Below are 18734 nucleotides of genomic sequence, written 5' to 3'. Positions count from 1 at the left end.
GGTAACAGGCTGACCTTAGCACAGGAGCAAGAGGCGGCCCATTCGCCCTTGGTCTTAGGCCGATGGGAGCACAAAGCTCGCCATGGGCGCGAGATCCAGCCTGGCAAAGACCATCTCCCGTCCTGTCACCAGGGTAAGCGGCAACCCGAGCCCCTTGAGCAGAGCCAGCATGGGGCGATTCTGGCCGAGCACTTCCGCCGTCCACTCCCGGATCCCCTCCCCGTATGCCAGCCGCGCAAGCGCCAGCAGGATGCGACGCCCGGCGCCGCGATGCTGAAAATGATCCGCGACGATGCAGGAGAACTCGGCCCTGTCCGGGTGCAGGCGCCGGCGAACGGACTGGGCCATGGCAAGCGGCGTCCCCTGCTCGTCGGTCAGCAGCAATCCTATCTGGGGTTCTCTGGGGTAGTCGAGAAAGAAGGCGAGCTGCTCGGCCGTCGCAGGCTGCTTGGCCCGCATGAAGCGCAAATAGACGCTCTGCTCGCTCAGGGCGTCATAGGCCGCGCTTATTCGCTTCGGGTCGCAGCCCGCCAGCTCCTGCAAGCGGCAAGTCAGCCCCCCCACCACCATCGTCATCGGCAAGGCGGCCCGTGAGGCGGGAGCCGTCCAACCCGACATTCCCTGCCACAAGCGCGGCTCATCGAGCGGCCAGCAAAGATAGCGAGCCATTTACCAGCGCCCTGCCACGCCGCGATCCTGCCACTGGGCGGCATCCTGCAGGTTGAAGGGGTCGTCGAGGTAGAGCGCGATGCCAAGCTCCCGGGAGCGCTGGATGAAGCGGGCCAGCAAGGAGTCGGCAGCCATCGCCTCCAGTTCGGGCAGCAGGTGTTGCCCGAGCAGCAAGGATTGCAACGGCAGACGCTCGATGAGATCAAACGGCAGGTGCTGGGCATGATCGAGCAGCAGCGCGAGTCTGGCCCCCGCGAGGCTCGCCTGCAGCACCAGGGCGAAACGGTCCGCCTGGCTCAGCAGGTGATCCCGTCGGTGGATGACCAGGGTGAGTTCGCTTGCTTCTCGTCCATGCTGCTCGAGCCAGAGCTTGAGCGGCTCCCAGTGAGGGGAAAGACCGCTCAGGCTCAGCCAGATCGGCAGCGTGCAGGAAGCCGCATCTGCCAGCAGCCCAAGCTGTCCTCTCGCCTCTCCCTGCCAGCTACGCACGGTGCGCTTGAGCCCGCCCAGCCTGCGCTGACGCTGGGGGCCAAGATAGAGCATCTTGAGCAGACGCAGCAGATCGTCGCTTTGCAGCGGCTTGGCCAGGGCGGCCAGCACGTTGAAACCCGCATCGTGCAGGAGACGCCGGGCGCCGTCTATCAGGGTCTGATCATGAGCGGAGAGCAGGATGATGGGCAGACCGCTGTGGTGATACTGGGGATGGCTCATCAGCAGGCTGATGGCATCCTGCTCCGCTAGGCTGAGATCACAGATAAGCAATCTCACGCCCCCCTCTTCCAGCGCCTTGAGGCACCCTTCGCCATCCTGAACCCAGTGGCAGGGCAACCCCAGTCCCTGGATCTCCTGCTGAATGCAGGCTCCCTGGAAGGGGTGATCTTCGAGCAGCAGGATCTGGCACTGGGCGAGCCAGGCACGCCACCCCTGCTCCCGTGCCTGCAACCCCTCGAGCCAGGGATCGCTGAGGCGATAGATCCCTGCCCCGGGAGCCAACAGATGAGGCAGATAGTCGGCCCCCTGATGAGAGGCAGGATCAAACAGGGCGATGGCCCCGGCGGCAAACAGTCCTTCCCATTGCCAGCCGGCATCGGGTCGGGTGCGGTGCAGATTGGCATAGGCCGGCAGGCCCGCTCCCTTGACCGCCAGATGGGAGACGGCGTCCAGGGCATAGACGCTGACCGGGTAAAACGTTGGCTCCTGGCTGTCATCAGACTCCAGCAAGGCCATCAACTCTTCATCTGTGATGATCATGTCATGCTCTCTCGCCCAGTTGTCGGCAGACCTCTTCCACGCACTGCCTCAAGGCGGCTGCAAGGGGATGTCCGGGGGCCTCCTGCCAACGGTCGATCACCTCTACCAGGGGGGTAGCCCCCACCATTTTGGCGGCCCCCTTCATCTTGTGTAAAGCCGTATTGAGGGCCTTCTCGTCCCCTTGTGTGACACACCGCTCAATGTCGGCCAGATCATGGTGAACCGATGCCAGATAGATGTCTACGAGGGCCGGGCTGAGGGACACGGGCAGGGAAAGGGCTGCCGTTGGCTGCGGTGCCTTCCCCCCGTCATGGGGGCCAAAGACGGTACGAAGCAATACGGCCAGATCCCTGAGCAAAACGGGTTTGTCCAGATGGCCCTGACAGCCGCATTCCGCCAGTCGCTGCGCCGCCTGCTCGCTGAGATCCGCGGTGATCACGTAGACGGGTAGATGCTGCCAGCGTTCATCGGCGTGCAATTGCCTGCAGAGCTCGGCGCCGTCCATCACCGGCATCTGCAGATCCGTCAGCACCAGATCCACCGACTCCGATTGCAGGATCTCCAGTGCCAGACGGCCATTGGCCGCGCTCAATACCCGGGCCCCCAGCTGACCCAGCTGCATGCTGATCAGCATTCTGTTCACCTCGTGATCTTCCACCAGCAGCACCCGCCTGCCTGCCCCCGGCAGGTCCGTGATCTCCTCGGCGCCACGGACGAGTCTGGGCTGCAGCAGGCTGACCACGGAGCCCGGGATCCAGGGTTCCCCCTGCCAGTACCAGGCGCGCAAGCCCCCATCGTCCTGCATGGCCCCAAGGCAAGGTGCCGCCGGATCCTCGGCCACGCCAAACGCTGCGAGCCAGGCCCGCATATATTCAAGTTCCCCGGGCAACAGTTGCAGGGAGACCGTCTTGACGCGCGGTTGCCAGAGCGCCTTCTCCTGCGCATGTCTTAGGGGCAAGGAACAGAGGAAACGGCTGCCCCCGCGAGCCAGAGGTTCGACCCGGATCTCGCCCCCTATCTGTTCCATCAGCTGGCGGCAGATGGCCAGCCCAAGCCCGGTCCCCTGGGCTCTGGGCTGGCCAGGCTCCTCCCCTTGTTCGAAGGGCTGGAACAACCGGGGCAACAGCTCGGCACTGATCCCGGGCCCCTCGTCATCCACCCCGCACAAAATCCACTCCCCTTGCCGCCGGGCCCAGAGTACCACCTCTCCCCGCTCGCTGAACTTGATGGCGTTGGAGAGCAGGTTGTGCAGCACCTGTTGCACCCGGTGGGGATCGAGTTCCATCAAGGCGGGCAGCGCCGGGTCGAGCGCCAAGCGCAGCTGCAGATGGCGGGATCGCGCCTTGGACCAGTGCACCGCCGCCACATGCTCGCACAGCTCCACCAGATCCGTGGGCTGCACGGAGAGGCGCAACTGGCGCGTCTCGTTGCGGCTGAAGTCGAGTACGTCGTTGAGCAATCCGAGCAGTTCATTGCCCGCCTGTCTCACATGGGCCAGAACCGAGGCCTGCTCTGCATTGAGCTCGGTCTGCTCGAGCCACTCCAGCAGGCCGAGCATGGCGTTCATGGGGGTGCGGATCTCGTGGCTCACGGCGGCCAGGAAGCGCCCCTTGGCAAGCACGGCCTGCTGGGCCTGCTCGTGGGAAAGTTGCAGGGAGTGCTCCTGCTCCACCCTGGCCGTCACATCCTGCACCACCCCGTAGATCCGCCACCCCTCTCCCTGACGGCGCCCCCTGCCGGAAAATTGCAGCCAGCGGGTTCCCTTGGCGGGGTGCTGATAGCGCAGCAGATGGGAGAAAGGTCGTCCGGCTTGCAGCATGGCCAGCATGGGGGCTCGCATCTCGCGCCTGTCCTGATGGGAGATGCGGGTCAGGGTCTCGTTGGGATTGACCCGGATCTGCTGGCTCGCCAGCCCCAGCAGCTCGTGACTGCCCCGGCTCACAAACTCCACCCGGGTGATGGCTCCCCCCAGCAGGGTGAATTGCAGCACCACACCGGGCACCGTATTGGTGAGGGCGCGCAGGCGCCGCTCCGCCTGACGCAGCAGGCGGGTACGCTCGCGCAGAGCGCTGATGTCGGAGAGGGCGATAAGATCCCCTGCCGGTGCCTGGGGCCCCAGTCGCAAGGGGATCTGGGCATAGGAGTAGACCTGCTCGTGCAGCGCCAGCTCCCCTTCGGCGCCCTGCAACTGAGGCGCGGGCAGCACCAGATCGGCGGCGTAGCGCGCCTCCATGCGCTTGGCCCGCTTGTTGCGCTTGATCACCTCCCCCTTGTCATTGCGCAAGAACACGGGAACGGGGAGCGCCTGGAAGAGAGACTCCCTGAACTTGCTTTCCAGCGCCAGCGCCTGCTCTACCTTGTGACGCTCGCGGGCCTCCTGGGCCAGTTGCTGGCGGGATCGCCAGACTGACCAGATCACCGCCATGCTGATCAGCAGTGCCAGCAACACGGAGCCAAGCCAGAAACCGTAGCTGACCCCCTCCTGCTGGTTGACCACCAGGTGGCGCCAGCGTTGCACCAGCTCGTCCACCTGCCGATCATTGAGGGTCATCAGGCTCTGATCCAGCACCCCTGCCAGGCTGGTCTGTTCCGGCCGGATGGCAAAGCCGAGGCCGAAACGCTCCGGCAATTCGGTGATGGTCAGCTCGCTCAACTGGTTGTTTCGAATGGGATATTGGAGCTGGTACAACTCCGCCAGCATGGCCTGGGCATCCCCATGCCGCACCGCCGCCAATCCCTGCAGCAGGTTGTCGGTGACCTCCCACTCATGCTGGCCGAACCGGGCAAGCAGGCCGGGATCATAGAGCATTCTCGGGACCACCACCTTGCCACTCACGTCCGCGAGGGAGACTGGCCCCCTCTTGCTGCGACTGACCAGGGCATAGCGGCTGGTCGCCACCATCCTGGTGAAGTCGAACTCCTTGTTCAGGGCGGCGGACTCCATCAGTCCGACCATCATGACGGCATCGCCACTGCGCAGCAATGCCAACGCCTCCTCCCGGCTGGCGGCGGGCACCAGCTCGAAGCGCAGCCCCGTCTGCCGACTCACTTCCCGCAAGACATCCGCACTCCAGCCAATGAGCGCTCCCTGCCGGTTGACGCCGCTGTACGGCATGAAGCCGGGATCCGCCACCATCTTGATGGTGTGGGCCTTGCCGACCAGCCAGGCCTGCTCCTTGTCGGTAAAATGCAGGGGATTCACATCCTGCTCACCCTGAGGCAGATACTTGCCCAGATCCCGGTAGAGACTGCCCGGCGGCAAATAGCGGATGGCCGTATCCACCAGCTCGAGCAACTCGGGCTGGTTGCGCATCATCAGCCGGTAGCTGATGACCAGATCGTCGCTGCGAAGACGACGAAGGCGCAGCCCTTCATCCGGGAATTCCCGCATCAGGTAGCGCAGTTGCAGATAATCACCGAGATAGGCGCTGCCCTTGCCGGCCACCAGGGCACCATACCAGTTCTCGGCATCGGTCAGCAGTTGCTGGGATGAACCAGGATAGAGACGCTTCAGGGTCTCCTGGGCCTGCCAGATGGGTGACACCAGAAACTGCGCCTGATCGAGCTCACCCCGATAGAGGATGGCGGACTCCGCTTCCATCATGGCCCGGCTCAAGACGGTATCGCTCGAGTTCGACCGGGCAGGCCCGACGTGAGGAATGAGATCGCAGCGCCCGTGCAGCAGATCCTGCGTCACGGCTGCCCAGCTCGGCCGCTTCTCGACATGCACCGGTACCGGCAACAGCTCTGCCAGCCGCGTCATGCGATCGATAAGCAGGCCCCCCTCCGCCTCCAGATAGGGAGGACGTTGCAGGGCCGGGTAACAGAAGGTCAGTCCGGTGAGCGAATCGGCATAAGCCTGGGCATCCGGTGACAGCGGGAGTATGGCGGCACGCAGTGGCAAGGCCAGCAGCGCGCCGGACAACAGAAGGATTTTTATCATCGGAACGGAAAAGCCAGGCGATTGCCTGGCTTTTTGTCACTCGTTGGGTTCAACATTTTCTACCCTGGCCTTGAGCTTCTGGCCGGGCCGGAAGGTCACCACACGACGGGCGCTGATGGGAATATCCTCCCCCGTCTTGGGGTTGCGTCCGGGACGCTGGTTCTTCTCGCGAAGATCGAAGTTACCGAAGCCGGAAATCTTGACCTGTTCGCCACGCTCGAGCGCCTGTCTGATCTCCTCAAAGAAGGCTTCCACCATATCTTTGGCTTCACGCTTGCTCATCCCGAGCTGGGTGAACAGGTGCTCTGCAATGTCGGCTTTGGTAAGCGCCATAGATCAATCCCTCAAGGATGCATTCAACTCTTCACCGAGGGCCCGCACGACATTGTCCACGGTCTCGGCGATCTCTTTCTCCTCCAGGGTGCGCTGGGTGTCTTGCAACACCAGGCTGATGGCCAGGCTCTTCTTGTCCTCTGCCATACCAGCGCCCTGGTATACGTCGAACAAGTTTATTCCAACTAACTGATTTCCGCCAACTTTTTTAATTACTGCCAGAACGTCGCCTGCCAGGATCTGTCTGTCAACCACCACGGCGATGTCGCGACGGTTGGCCGGGAACTTGGATACTTCGGCAGCAACCGGCACCTTGGCCGGCGTCAGTTTGTCCAGCTCCAGCTCGAACATGACAGCGCGGCTCTTGAGCCCCAGCTTCTTCTCGAGGCTCGGATGGATCACGCCGATGTGGCCGATCACGACGCCATTGCGCAGAATGGCTGCGCTCTGGCCCGGATGCAGGGCACTGTGCTCGGTGCGCTCGAAGGTGAAGGTAGCCCCTTCTGCAGTCAGATCCAGCACCGCTTCCAGGTCACCCTTCAGATCGAAGAAGTCGACGGGACGGGCCTTGACATCCCAGTGCTCGTCCCCCTGGTTACCGGTGATGATGCCGGCCAGCATAGGCTCCTGACGGATGCCGTTCTCGGCATTCTCGTCCTTGATGAAACGCAGGCCCTGCTCGAACAGGCGCACGCGCGGCTGCTGACGGTTCTGGTTGTAGACCACCGCCTGCACCAGACCCGGGAACAGAGAGACGCGCATGGCGGACATCTCGACGGAGATCGGGTTCGGCAACACGATGGCATCGCTCTGCGGGAACAGGGTCTGCTGAGCCTTGGGATCGACAAAGCTGTAGGTGATCGCTTCCTGGAAACCGCGGTCAACCAGCAGGTCGCGCACCCGCTTCAGGGTCACCTGCCCTTCAGCCTGCTCCACCATCGCGAGGGAGGCGGCGGGTTTGAGGTTCGGGATGTTGTTGTAGCCGTAGATGCGGGCAACTTCCTCGATGAGGTCTTCCTCGATGGCAATGTCGAAACGCCAGGAGGGAGCCAGCGCGGTCCAGCCGTCAGTATCCACGGTTACCTGCATGCCCAGACGAGTCAGAATTTCGACCACCTGCGCATCCGCCACGCTGATGCCGATCACCTTGTCGAGCTTGGTGCGACGCAGCTTGATGGGGGCAGCCTTGGGCAGATGGGTATCGGATTTGACTTCGATGACCGGACCCGCTTCACCACCGCAGATGTCCAGCAGCAGACGGGTGGCACGATCCATCACCTTGGCCTGCAGCTCGGGATCCACCCCGCGCTCGAAGCGGTGGGAAGAATCGGTATGCAGACCGTAGGCACGGGCACGGCCGGTGATGGAGAGCGGCGCGAAGAAGGCGCACTCCAGCAGGATGTCGGTGGTGGTCTCGGAGACACCGGTGCGATCGCCGCCGAAGATGCCGGCCATGCAGGCAGGGCCTTTGGCGTCGGCAATCACGAGCGTGGTCTCTTTGAGCTTCACCTCGTTGCCATCGAGCAGAGTCATGGGCTCGTCGGCACGGGCGCGGCGCACCACCAGTTCCCCTTCAAGCGTCGCCAGGTCGAAGGCGTGCATCGGCTGGCCGTATTCCAGCAGCAGGTAGTTGGTGATGTCGACGATGGCGTCGATGGAGCGGATGCCGCCACGGCGCAGCTTCTCCTGCATCCAGAGCGGGCTCTGGGCGTGCAGGTTCAGCCCCTTGATGACACGACCGAGATAACGGGGGCAATCCGCCGGCGCTTCAACCCGGATCGGGAAGGTGGCATCACAGGTGGCAGCAGCCGGCGCCCAGGTCGGCTCGACCACGTCCACGCTGTTGAGCACGCCGATTTCACGGGCCAGACCCGCGATGCCGAGGCAATCGGCACGGTTCGGGGTCAGATCCACATCGATGCTGACGTCGTTGAGCGCGAGGTATTCACGGATATCGGTCCCGATGGGGGCATCCAGCGGCAGCTCGATGATGCCATCGGCTTCGACGTCGATGCCCAGCTCGCTGAAGGAGCAGAGCATGCCGTGGGACGGCTGGCCGCGCAGCTTGGCTTTCTTGATGGTGAAATCACCCGGCAGGGTCGCCCCGACCTTGGCCACGCACACTTTGAGGCCGGCGCGGCAGTTCGGCGCACCGCAGACGATGTCCAGCAGCTCAGCCTCGCCCACATTGACCTTGGTCACCCGCAGCTTGTCCGCGTCCGGGTGCTGGGCGCACTCGACCACTTCACCCACGACCACATTGTTGAACTGGCCGGCCACCGCTTCCACGGCGTCCACTTCCAGACCGGCCATGGTGATCTGCTCGGCCAGTGCATTGTCACTCAACTCGGTGCGGACCCACTCCATCACCCAGGATTTACTGAATTTCATGTTCTCTCGCCCTTACTTGAACTGCTTGAGGAAGCGCAGGTCGTTTTCGAAGAAGGCACGCAGGTCGTTGACCCCGTAACGCAGCATGGTCAGGCGCTCAACGCCCATGCCGAAGGCAAAGCCGGAGTATTTTTCCGGATCGATGCCGACCGAACGCAGCACGTTCGGGTGCACCATGCCGCAGCCCAGCACTTCCAGCCACTTGCCGTTCTTGCCCATCACGTCCACTTCGGCGCTCGGCTCGGTGAACGGGAAATAGGAAGGACGGAAGCGAATGGTCAAGTCTTCCTCGAAGTAGTTGCGCAGGAAGTCGTGCAGGATGCCTTTCAGCTCGGTGAAGCTGGCATGCTCGTCGACCAGCAGGCCTTCGACCTGGTGGAACATCGGGGTGTGGGTCATGTCGTAGTCGTTACGATAGACGCGGCCCGGCGCGATGATGCGGATCGGCGGCTGCTGATGTTCCATGGTGCGGATCTGCACACCGGAAGTGTGGGTACGCAGCATCAGATCAGGATTGAAGTAGAAGGTGTCGTGATCGGTACGCGCCGGGTGGTGAGCCGGGATATTCAGCGCATCGAAGTTGTGGAAGCCATCTTCAATCTCGGGACCACGGGCAACCTTGAAGCCCATATCGCCAAACAGGCGCTCGATGCGCTCGATGGTACGGGTCACCGGGTGCAGACCGCCATTCTCGATGCGGCGGCCCGGCAGGCTAACGTCGATGGTCTCGGCGGCCAGCTTCTGGTTCAGCACGGCGACTTCGAGGGCTTCACGACGCGCGTTCAGGGCATCCTGAACCTGCTGTTTGGCCTGGTTGATCACGGCGCCCGCGGCGGGACGCTCTTCAGCGGACAGGGCGCCCAGGCCCTTCATCTGCTCGGTAAAAAAGCCCTTTTTACCCAGATATTTGACCCGGATTTCGTCGAGGGCGGCGATGTCGCTTACGCCCTCAATTTCGGCCTTGGCCTGGCCTACTACTTCTTCAAGCTGTTGCATGTCTTCCTCGTCACCACTCCCGGAACAGGAGCCTTTAGGCTAAATAAGGTCAAGAGGGGAATAATACAAAAAAAGCCCCTTGGCTGACCATAGTTATGACGGGCTTTTCTCCCTGCAAATCATTTTGTTATATGGAGAAAGCCACAAGCCAGGTGCAACAGGATTGAAACAAGCATCGTTTGCTCTAGTTTGTTGGCATATGGAAGGATAAAGCATTCATGAACGTGGCATGCTACCTACCAACGCTCAAAAATGAGCAACAAAAAAGGAGGCCTAAGCCTCCTTTATTTTTATAACAGAGCTGGATTAGACCAGAGCTGCTTTAGCTTTTTCAACCAGGGCGGTGAAAGCCAGCTTGTCGTGAACGGCGATATCGGACAGGATCTTGCGATCGATCTCGATGGAAGCCTTCTTCAGACCGTCGATCAGACGGCTGTAGGACAGGCCGTTCTGACGGGCTGCAGCGTTGATACGCGCAATCCACAGTTGACGGAACTGACGCTTCTTCTGGCGACGGTCACGGTAGGCATACTGACCAGCTTTGGTTACCGCCTGTACCGCTACGCGGTAGACACGGGAACGGGCGCCGTAGTAACCCTTGGCGGCTTTCATTACTTTCTTGTGACGAGCGCGAGCGGTCACACCACGTTTAACTCTTGGCATTTTTCACATCCCCCCTTATGCGTACGGCAGACAAGCGACAACACGTTTGTGGTCGGCAGCGGAAACAAAGAACTTCGGTCCCAGCTGACGCTTACGCTTGCTGCTCTTCTTGGTCAGGATGTGACGCAGGTGGTTGTGCTTGCACTTGAAGCGACCTGAGCCAGTCTTCTTGAAGCGCTTTGCCGCGCCCCGGTTGGTTTTCATCTTCGGCATTTCATACTCCGCATTGTGAGTGACAACAAAATCGCAAGGCGAACCGACTCATGGGGCCAGCCTCATGAGTCAATTTCTTGTGGGCCTTAAGATTTCTTCTTGGGTGCGAGGACCATCACAGCTTGACGGCCTTCGACTTTCGGGAACGATTCGACTACGGCCAGCTCTTCCAGATCGTTCTTGACGCGCTCGAGAACCTTGATACCAAGATCCTGGTGGGCCATTTCACGACCACGGAAGCGCAGGGTGACCTTTGCCTTGTCCCCGTCTTCCAGAAAGCGAACCAGGTTGCGTAGTTTTACCTGATAGTCGCCTTCGTCGGTGCCAGGACGGAATTTGATTTCCTTAACCTGGACGACTTTCTGCTTTTTCTTCTGTTCTTTGGTGGTCTTGCTCTTTTCGTAGAGGAATTTGCCGTAATCCATGATCCGGCAAACGGGCGGCTCAGCGTTCGGACTGATCTCGACCAGATCCACTCCTGCCTCAAGGGCCAAGTTCAGCGCATCCTGAATGGAGGTGATGCCAATGGCTTCACCATCCAGACCAGTCAGACGAACTTCTTTCAGACGGATCTCTTCATTGATCCGGTGAGCGCGGGCTTGCGGTTGCTTGCCCAGTTTTTTTCCGCCTTTTATAGCTTATTCCTCCACTTTCTTTTGTCCGCGGGTCTGAACTTCCTGGGTCAACAGAGCAATCAGCTCTTCAACAGGATAAGAGCCCAGGTCAGCCCCTTTACGAGTACGCACTGCAATCTTGCCGGCTTCTACTTCTTTGTCGCCGCAGACCAGCATGAAAGGTACCCGTTTCAAAGTATGCTCGCGGATTTTAAAGCCAATTTTCTCATTTCTCAAGTCCGCTTTTGCGCGAAGGCCCGCATCATTCAATGCCTTGGCAACTTTCACCGCATAATCGGCCTGGTTATCCGTGATATTCATGACCACGGCCTGGGTCGGAGCCAGCCAGGTCGGGAACAGACCGGCGTACTCTTCCGTCAGGATCCCGATGAAGCGCTCCAGCGAGCCCAGAATGGCGCGGTGGATCATCACGGGGATGTGACGCTCGTTGTCTTCGCCCACATAGGTGGCGCCAAGACGGCCCGGCAGGGCAAAGTCGAGCTGCACGGTACCACACTGCCAGGCACGATCAAGGCAATCGTGCAGGGTGAACTCGATCTTGGGACCGTAGAAAGCCCCCTCGCCCGGCTGCAGGTCGTACTTCAGGCCGTTGAGTTCCAGCGCCTCGGCCAGCGCGGCCTCCGCGCGATCCCAGGCTTCATCAGAGCCGATACGCTGCTCCGGACGGGTCGAGAGCTTGACCACGATGTTTTCGAAACCGAAGGTACCGTAGACGTCATAGACCATGCGGATGCACGCAGACACCTCTTCCATGATCTGCTCTTCGGTACAGAAGATGTGGGCGTCATCCTGGGTGAAACCCCGTACCCGCATCAGGCCGTGCAGGGAGCCTGACGGCTCGTTGCGGTGGCAGGAGCCGAACTCGGCCATGCGCAGCGGCAGATCGCGGTAGGATTTCAAACCCTGGTTGAAAATCTGCACGTGACCCGGGCAGTTCATCGGCTTGATGGCGTACTCGCGGTTTTCGGACTGGGTGGTGAACATGGCCTGGGCGTATTTCTCCCAGTGACCTGAACGCTCCCACAGCACGCGATCCATCATGAAGGGGCCTTTCACTTCCTGATAGTCGTACTCTTTGAGCTTGCCGCGGATGAAGGTTTCCAGCTCGCGGAAAATGGTCCAACCATCGTTGTGCCAGAACACCATGCCCGGCGCTTCTTCCTGCATGTGGTACAGGTCGAGCTGCTTGCCGATCTTGCGGTGGTCGCGCTTGGCGGCCTCTTCCAGACGCTGCAAATAGGCCTTGAGCTGCTTCTTGTCAGCCCAGGCGGTGCCGTAGATGCGCTGCAGCATCTTGTTGTTGGAGTCGCCGCGCCAGTAGGCGCCGGACATCTTCTGCAACTTGAAGTGGTGGCAATGACGCATGTTGGGCACGTGAGGGCCGCGACACATGTCGATGTACTCTTCGTGATGATAGAGACCGGGCTGGTCATCACGGGCAATATTCTGATCCAGGATCTCGACCTTGTAGGTCTCGCCACGGGCTTCGAACACGTCGCGCGCTTCCTGCCAGGAGACCTTCTTCTTGATGACGTCGTAATCCTTGGCGGCCAGCGCCAGCATGCGCTCTTCCAGGGCAGCCAGATCTTCGTCGGTCAGGGTGCGGTCGAGATCGATGTCGTAGTAGAAACCGTTGTCGATAACGGGACCGATGGCCATCTTGGTCTGGGGCCAGAGTTGCTTGATGGCATGACCCAGCAGGTGAGCACAGGAGTGGCGCAGAATGTCCAGACCTTCTTCGTCTTTGGCGGTGATGATGGCCAGGGAGGCATCGGCTTCGATCAGCTCGCAGGCATCCACCAGTTCACCGTTTACCCGACCGGCAATGCACGCCTTGGCGAGACCGGGACCGATGTCCGCGGCCACATCCATGACGGAAACGGCGTGGGCAAATTGACGTTGGCTGCCGTCAGGCAGAGTAATGATTGGCATTAGGTGTTTCCTTATACAGTGGTGACCCCTACCAAAGGCCACATGCAGGTTGGAGAAACCCTTTCATGTCCAGCTGTTCACTCCCGAGTTTCACCGTTCACAATACGGTTGGTACACGGCAGTGGCACACCATATGGCGTGTGCAAGGCCATCCATTGAGAGGTACAGCGGGGGATTGTATCAGACGCGACAACCCAGACAAGCTGTCTTGGCGATTTTGCATACCGCTTAAGCGCGGGTGTCAACCTGTCCTACTTGCGAGGGCGCCCTTCTGCTGCCATACCCTGTACCAGATTGAGGCGTCAGCCAAAGCAAGGAGAGCATGATGTACACCTACGACATTTCATTTCCGGAGCATGCAGAAAAGCTGGTTCATCCGGATCACCTTCTCACGACTCATTGTCCCGTCCATATCGGTGAGCTGGTGATCCTGGGCGATGGCAGCAAGCGGGAGGTATGCAGCATCGTCCACAGTGCCGAGCGCAGTACCCTCTATGTCACCGACGTGACGCCCGGCAAAGTCACCGCCAGCCGTTGATCCCTAGCCGGCGTTCAGAAATGAGTGGCCATTGAAATCGAAGGCGCTGCGCCCCTCCTCGGCAAGCGCCATCTCCTGCAACACCTGGAGTGCCATCTTGTTGCCCTTTTGCGAGGCCTGATAGAGCCACTGCTTCGCCTCGGCCAGTTCAACCCGCCCGTTGACCCCCATCAGGTGCAGGATGCCCACCTTCAGCATGGCGGGCACATCACCGTTCCTGGCTGCCAGCTCCATCCAGCGAAACGCCTCGTGCAGATCCCGCTTCACCCCGGCCCCGCGCAGATAGACCTCTCCCAGCCGATACTGGCCGAAAGCGTCCCCCGCCTGCGCAGCCTGACGATAGAGTCGGATGGCGCGATCCATATCCTGCTCGCTCCCCTGCCCCACTTCATGGCTCCAACCCATCAGCGCCTGTGCCCGTGGCTGGCCCTGATCCGCCAGCGGCGACCAGATCCGGGTCGCCTCATCAAAGTGCCCTGTCCGCCAGGCGCGGTTGGCCGCCGCCAGCTCCTGCTCGGTGGAGAGCGGGATCAGACGCCAGATGACCAGCGCAATGAGGGCGATGAAGAGCCAGCGGGCGGTAGTAGGTTGCATGACATTTTCCGTGATCTGGTTCGCATTTCGTCTATGTAAACGAAATGTAGCAACAGATCAAGCAGGAGATCACCCGGGTTCACCCTCTTTCATGGGGTCGCTCTTTGCGAACTTGCAGTTTAACGGGCTACACAGCAAAATAACTGTATATATAAACAGTGAATTGGTGATGTGATGGCAGGACGAGGCGCGAACCACAATGTCGAGCACCGCTTCAGCGGCCCGCAAATCGAAACCGTTGACGACGGCTGGAGTCAGAGCGACTGGGACGCGGCATTTGCCGCCAGCGCTCCACGCACCGAGGTGACGGAGATCAGCGCCCGCAGCATCATCAGCTACAACGATTCGCCGGATCTTCCCTTCGGTCGCTCCATCAATCCCTATCAGGGGTGCGAGCATGGCTGCATCTACTGCTATGCCAGACCCAGCCACGCCTACCTTGAGCTCTCCCCCGGGCTGGATTTCGAGAGCAAGCTGTTTGCCAAAATCAATGCTGCCGAGCTGCTACGACGGGAGTTTGCCAAGCCAGCCTATCAGCCACAAACCATCGTGCTGGGGGCCAATACCGATCCCTATCAACCCATCGAGCACCACTATCGCCTGACTCGCGAACTCCTGACAGTGATGCTGGCTCATCGCCATCCGGTAGGACTCATCACCAAGAGCGCCATGATCCTGCGCGACCTCGATCTGCTGACCGAGCTGGCCCAGGAAGGGCTATGCCAGGTGATGGTGTCGGTCACCACCCTCAATGACACGCTGAGGCGACAGTTGGAGCCCAGGGCTAGCACGGGGGTTGGGCGGATCAAGGTGATCGAACGACTGGCCAAGGCCGGTGTGCCGGTCGGCGTGCTCGCCGCCCCCATGATCCCCAGGCTCAACGAGCCTGAACTGGAACAGATCATCAAGGCCGCCGTCGACGCCGGGGCGGGCTGTGCGGATTACATCTTGCTGCGATTGCCCCACGAGCTCACCACCCTCTTTTGCGACTGGCTCGATACGCACTATCCCGGCCAGAAAGAGGCAATCCTCAACCAGCTGCGGGCAAGCCGGGGTGGCGCACTCAACAGCGCCACCTTTGGCAGCCGCATGCGAGGTGAAGGACAGTTTGCCGACCTGCTCGCCCAGCGCTTTCGCCTGATCAGCAGGCGGCTGCAACTGGGCAAGCGACATATTGCACTCAATACAGCCGCCTTCATCCGCCCGGGCGAGCAGTTGCGTCTGTTCTGAGCGCCGTCAGCCCCGTGGTCTCGGCGGGCAGCTCCCCGCTGGGTGGTGCTGTGCAATCAGCTCCGCAGGCAGGCGGGATGGCTCGTGCGCCACCTCCTCCTCATCCACCCTAAGGCGCGCCTTCTCCTGCCCTCCCCACATCCGGCTCCACCAGATCTCCCACATTACCCAGCTCGTCATAACAGTGCTCCTGGCAAGCGATGCCTGCCTCTGTGGTGGCCTCATTCAACGCAGGCAGCATGGCTGGCCGTCATGACAGGGCCATGACAGCCGAGTGAAGGCATCGTGTTGATGGGATGGGGCCAGCCCTGCATATCAGGAAGATGACGCCGTGGCAGGCAGGGCTGCATGCACGGCAGACGGAGCCGGGCAGCAGAGAAGAGAGCTGCTGGGCAAGCACAAGGACGGGGAGAACCTGCGGTGAGGCGGACAAAAAAAGAGCGACCATCAAGGTCGCTCTTTTGCACCGGACAAAGGGGGGACGATTACTCGTCGCCCACCTCCCCGGTATCGACGGCGCCAGCGTCCGCTGCGGTGTCGGTGCCTTCAGACACCTCCCCTTCAACAGCCAGGGCCTCGGTTTCCTCTTCGTCGCTCTCGGCAACGCGCTGCAGGCCGACCACGGTCTCGTCTTCACCGGTACGGATCAGACGCACACCGCCGGTGTTGCGGCCGATGACGCTCACCTCGGACACCCGGGTACGAACCAGGGTACCGCCGTTGGTGATCAGCATGATCTGGTCGGTATCTTCGACCTGGATCGCATCGATCACCTTGCCGTTGCGCTCATCCACCTTGATGGAGATGACGCCCTGGGTACCACGGCTCTTGGTCGGGTACTCGTCCAGCGCGGTGCGCTTGCCGTAACCGTTCTCGGTGGCGGTGAGGATGGCACCATCACCACGGGGCACGATGAGGGAGACCACCTTGTCACCGGCGCCCAGCTTGATGCCACGCACGCCAGCAGCGGTACGACCCATGGGACGTACGCCCTTGAAGGTACCCTTGCTTTCGGTGCCTTCGCCGTTGTCACTGCCATCATCATCGTTGCCGGCGTCGTCGTCGGTGTCGACTTCGTCAGTGGCATCGGCATCGGCGCGACCGCTGCCTTCCGCGAAGCGAACCACCTTGCCCGCATCGGAGAAGAGCATGATCTCGTTGCTGCCATCGGTGATGTCCACCCCGATCAGCTCATCACCCTCTTTGAGGTTGATGGCACGGATACCGGAGGAGAGCGGACGGCTGAAGTCGGACAGGCTGGTCTTCTTCACGGTGCCGTTGGCGGTGGCGAAGAAGACATACTTGTCGGCGTCATATTCTTTCACCGGCAGGATGGCGGTGATGCGCTCACCCTCATCCAGCGGCAGCAGGTTGATGATCGGACGACCGCGGGCGCCACGGGACGCTTCCGGCAGCTGATACACCTTGAGCCAGTAGACCTTGCCACGGGTGGAGAAGCACAGAATGGTGTCGTGGGTGTTGGCCACCAGCAGACGCTCCACAAAGTCCTCTTCCTTGATCCGGGTGGCCGACTTGCCACGACCACCGCGGCGTTGGGCCTCGTAGTCGGAGAGCGGCTGATACTTCACATATCCCTGGTGAGACAAGGTAACGACCACGTCTTCCGGGGTGATCAGATCTTCGATGTTGATCTCGGCACTGGACATGCTGATCTCGGTGCGACGCTCGTCGCCGTACTGCTCGCGCACGGCCAGCAGTTCGTCACGGATCACTTCCATCAGGCGTTCCGGGCTTGCCAGGATGTGCAGCAGCTCGGCGATGAGATCCAGCAGAGATTGGTACTCTTCCAGGATCTTCTCGTGCTCGAGGCCGGTCAGCTTGTGCAGACGCAGGTCAAGGATGGCCTGGGCCTGGATCTCGGTCAGGAAGTACTGCCCTTCACGGATGCCGAACTCAGGCTCCAGCCACTCGGGGCGAGCCGCGTCGTCGCCCGCTTTTTCCAGCATGGCGGCCACGTTGCCGAGCTCCCAGCCCTTGGCTACCAGGGCGGCTTTCGCATCCGCCGGGGTCGCACTGTGGCGAATGAGCTCGATGATGGGGTCGATGTTGGCCAATGCCACCGCCAACCCTTCCAGGATGTGCGCCCGATCCCGCGCCTTGCGCAGCTCGAACACGGTCCGGCGAGTCACCACTTCACGGCGGTGCAGCAGGAAGGCATCCAGGATCTCTTTGAGGTTCATCACCTTGGGCTGGTTGTTGTCCAGCGCCACCATGTTGATGCCGAACGTGGTCTGCATCTGGGTGTGCTTGTAGAGATTGTTCAGCACAATCTCGCCGGACTCGCCGCGCTTGATCTCGATGACGATGCGCATGCCGTCCTTGTCGGACTCATCGCGCAGGGCGCTGATGCCCTCGATTTTCTTCTCTTTGACCAGCTCGGCGATCTTCTCGATCAGGCGAGCCTTGTTCACCTGATAGGGGATCTCGTGGACGATGATGGTCTCGCGACTGGTCTTCTCGTCCACCTCCACTTCAGCCTTGGCCCGCACATAGACGGAGCCGCGACCGGTACGGTACGCCTGCACGATGCCGGAACGGCCGTTGATGATGCCGCCGGTGGGGAAATCCGGGCCGGTGACATGGGTCATCAGCTCGTCAATGGTGAGGTCGCCGTTTTCGATCAGCGCCAGGCAACCGTTGACAATCTCGGTGAGGTTGTGAGGCGGGATGTTGGTCGCCATGCCCACCGCGATACCGGAGGAGCCGTTGACCAGCAAGGTGGGGACCTTGGTGGGCATGACAGCCGGGATCATCTCGGTGCCGTCGTAGTTCGGCACCCAGTCCACGGTCTCTTTGTCCAGATCGGCCAGCAGCTCGTGGGAGATGCGCGCCATCCGCACTTCGGTGTAACGCATGGCCGCGGCGTTGTCGCCGTCCACCGAACCGAAGTTGCCCTGACCGTCGACCAGCATGTAGCGCATGGAGAAATCCTGCGCCATCCGGACGATGGTGTCATACACGGCGATGTCGCCATGCGGGTGATATTTACCGATTACGTCACCGACCACACGGGCCGATTTTTTATAGGGCTTGTTCCAGTCGTTCCCCAGCTCGTTCATTGCATACAGAACGCGGCGGTGAACCGGTTTCAAGCCATCACGCACATCCGGCAGAGCTCGTCCTACGATCACGCTCATGGCGTAATCCAGATAGGAACTCTTGAGCTCTTCTTCGATGTTGACCGGCGTGATCTCTCTGGCCAGATCGCTCATAGAAAGCCTTAATCCCTAATTAGTTGTTCTTTGGCTTAAACAGCGCGACATGGTAACACACTGAGCCAAATACATTAAGCCACAAATCCGATGAGCACATCGGGCTGGTGCGA

General features: G+C 61.0%; 15 protein-coding genes. 2 read left to right on the top strand and 13 right to left on the bottom strand.

Translation table 11 applies throughout. The features are described from left to right. Positions 1-54: 54 nt before the first annotated feature. The 10 genes from PG883_RS06020 to thrS form a co-directional block, all read right to left on the bottom strand. Positions 55-669: a GNAT family N-acetyltransferase gene (locus PG883_RS06020; protein WP_010674795.1), complete on the bottom strand. Its 615-nt coding sequence runs from the start codon at positions 667-669 to the stop codon at positions 55-57. Next, positions 670-1920 (bottom strand): response regulator, encoded by a 1251-nt coding sequence (locus PG883_RS06015; protein ID WP_010674796.1) that lies wholly within the window; start codon positions 1918-1920, stop codon positions 670-672. A gap of 1 nt (position 1921) precedes the next feature. Continuing rightward, on the bottom strand, positions 1922-5863 hold the full coding sequence (locus PG883_RS06010; RefSeq protein ID WP_102948508.1) for an ATP-binding protein: 3942 nt from the start codon (positions 5861-5863) through the stop codon (positions 1922-1924). 36 nt (positions 5864-5899) lie between these two features. Then, positions 5900-6196, bottom strand: coding sequence for an integration host factor subunit alpha (gene ihfA / locus PG883_RS06005; RefSeq protein WP_005300715.1), 297 nt, complete (start codon positions 6194-6196; stop codon positions 5900-5902). 3 nt (positions 6197-6199) lie between these two features. Beyond that, entirely contained in the window at positions 6200-8587 is a 2388-nt protein-coding gene (gene pheT, locus PG883_RS06000) for a phenylalanine--tRNA ligase subunit beta (protein ID WP_010674798.1), read from the bottom strand. Between the two features lie 12 nt (positions 8588-8599). Then, the gene (gene pheS, locus PG883_RS05995) at positions 8600-9583 is read right to left on the bottom strand and encodes a phenylalanine--tRNA ligase subunit alpha (RefSeq protein WP_010674799.1); all 984 of its coding nucleotides are present in this window, start codon (positions 9581-9583) and stop codon (positions 8600-8602) included. A 306-nt stretch (positions 9584-9889) separates the two neighbouring features. Then, positions 9890-10246: a 50S ribosomal protein L20 gene (gene rplT / locus PG883_RS05990; RefSeq protein ID WP_010674800.1), complete on the bottom strand. Its 357-nt coding sequence runs from the start codon at positions 10244-10246 to the stop codon at positions 9890-9892. 15 nt (positions 10247-10261) lie between these two features. Then, complete coding sequence (rpmI, locus tag PG883_RS05985) at positions 10262-10459, bottom strand: 50S ribosomal protein L35 (protein ID WP_005300673.1); 198 nt, start codon at positions 10457-10459, stop codon at positions 10262-10264. A gap of 86 nt (positions 10460-10545) precedes the next feature. Then, on the bottom strand, positions 10546-11076 hold the full coding sequence (gene infC, locus PG883_RS05980; RefSeq protein ID WP_185219337.1) for a translation initiation factor IF-3: 531 nt from the start codon (positions 11074-11076) through the stop codon (positions 10546-10548). Between the two features lie 21 nt (positions 11077-11097). Then, positions 11098-13026, bottom strand: coding sequence for a threonine--tRNA ligase (gene thrS / locus PG883_RS05975; RefSeq protein ID WP_010674801.1), 1929 nt, complete (start codon positions 13024-13026; stop codon positions 11098-11100). 322 nt (positions 13027-13348) lie between these two features. Between thrS and PG883_RS05970 the strand changes: the two genes are divergently transcribed. Then, entirely contained in the window at positions 13349-13564 is a 216-nt protein-coding gene (locus tag PG883_RS05970) for a hypothetical protein (RefSeq protein ID WP_124245003.1), read from the top strand. A gap of 3 nt (positions 13565-13567) precedes the next feature. Here PG883_RS05970 and PG883_RS05965 read toward each other — a convergent pair whose 3' ends face one another. Further along, entirely contained in the window at positions 13568-14158 is a 591-nt protein-coding gene (locus tag PG883_RS05965; RefSeq protein ID WP_042879528.1) for a tetratricopeptide repeat protein, read from the bottom strand. Positions 14159-14332: 174 nt separating this feature from the next. Between PG883_RS05965 and PG883_RS05960 the strand changes: the two genes are divergently transcribed. Continuing rightward, positions 14333-15388: a PA0069 family radical SAM protein gene (locus PG883_RS05960; protein WP_270807032.1), complete on the top strand. Its 1056-nt coding sequence runs from the start codon at positions 14333-14335 to the stop codon at positions 15386-15388. A 6-nt stretch (positions 15389-15394) separates the two neighbouring features. Here PG883_RS05960 and PG883_RS05955 read toward each other — a convergent pair whose 3' ends face one another. Next, positions 15395-15568, bottom strand: coding sequence for a hypothetical protein (locus PG883_RS05955; RefSeq protein WP_164883074.1), 174 nt, complete (start codon positions 15566-15568; stop codon positions 15395-15397). A gap of 305 nt (positions 15569-15873) precedes the next feature. Continuing rightward, positions 15874-18621, bottom strand: a complete 2748-nt coding sequence (gene gyrA, locus PG883_RS05950; protein WP_270807031.1) for a DNA topoisomerase (ATP-hydrolyzing) subunit A — start codon at positions 18619-18621, stop codon at positions 15874-15876. Positions 18622-18734: the final 113 nt, after the last annotated feature.

The organism is Aeromonas sp. QDB25 (assembly GCF_027707725.1).
Classification (GTDB): Bacteria; Pseudomonadota; Gammaproteobacteria; order Enterobacterales; family Aeromonadaceae; genus Aeromonas; species Aeromonas caviae.
This window is presented reverse-complemented; position numbering and strand designations above follow the sequence as displayed.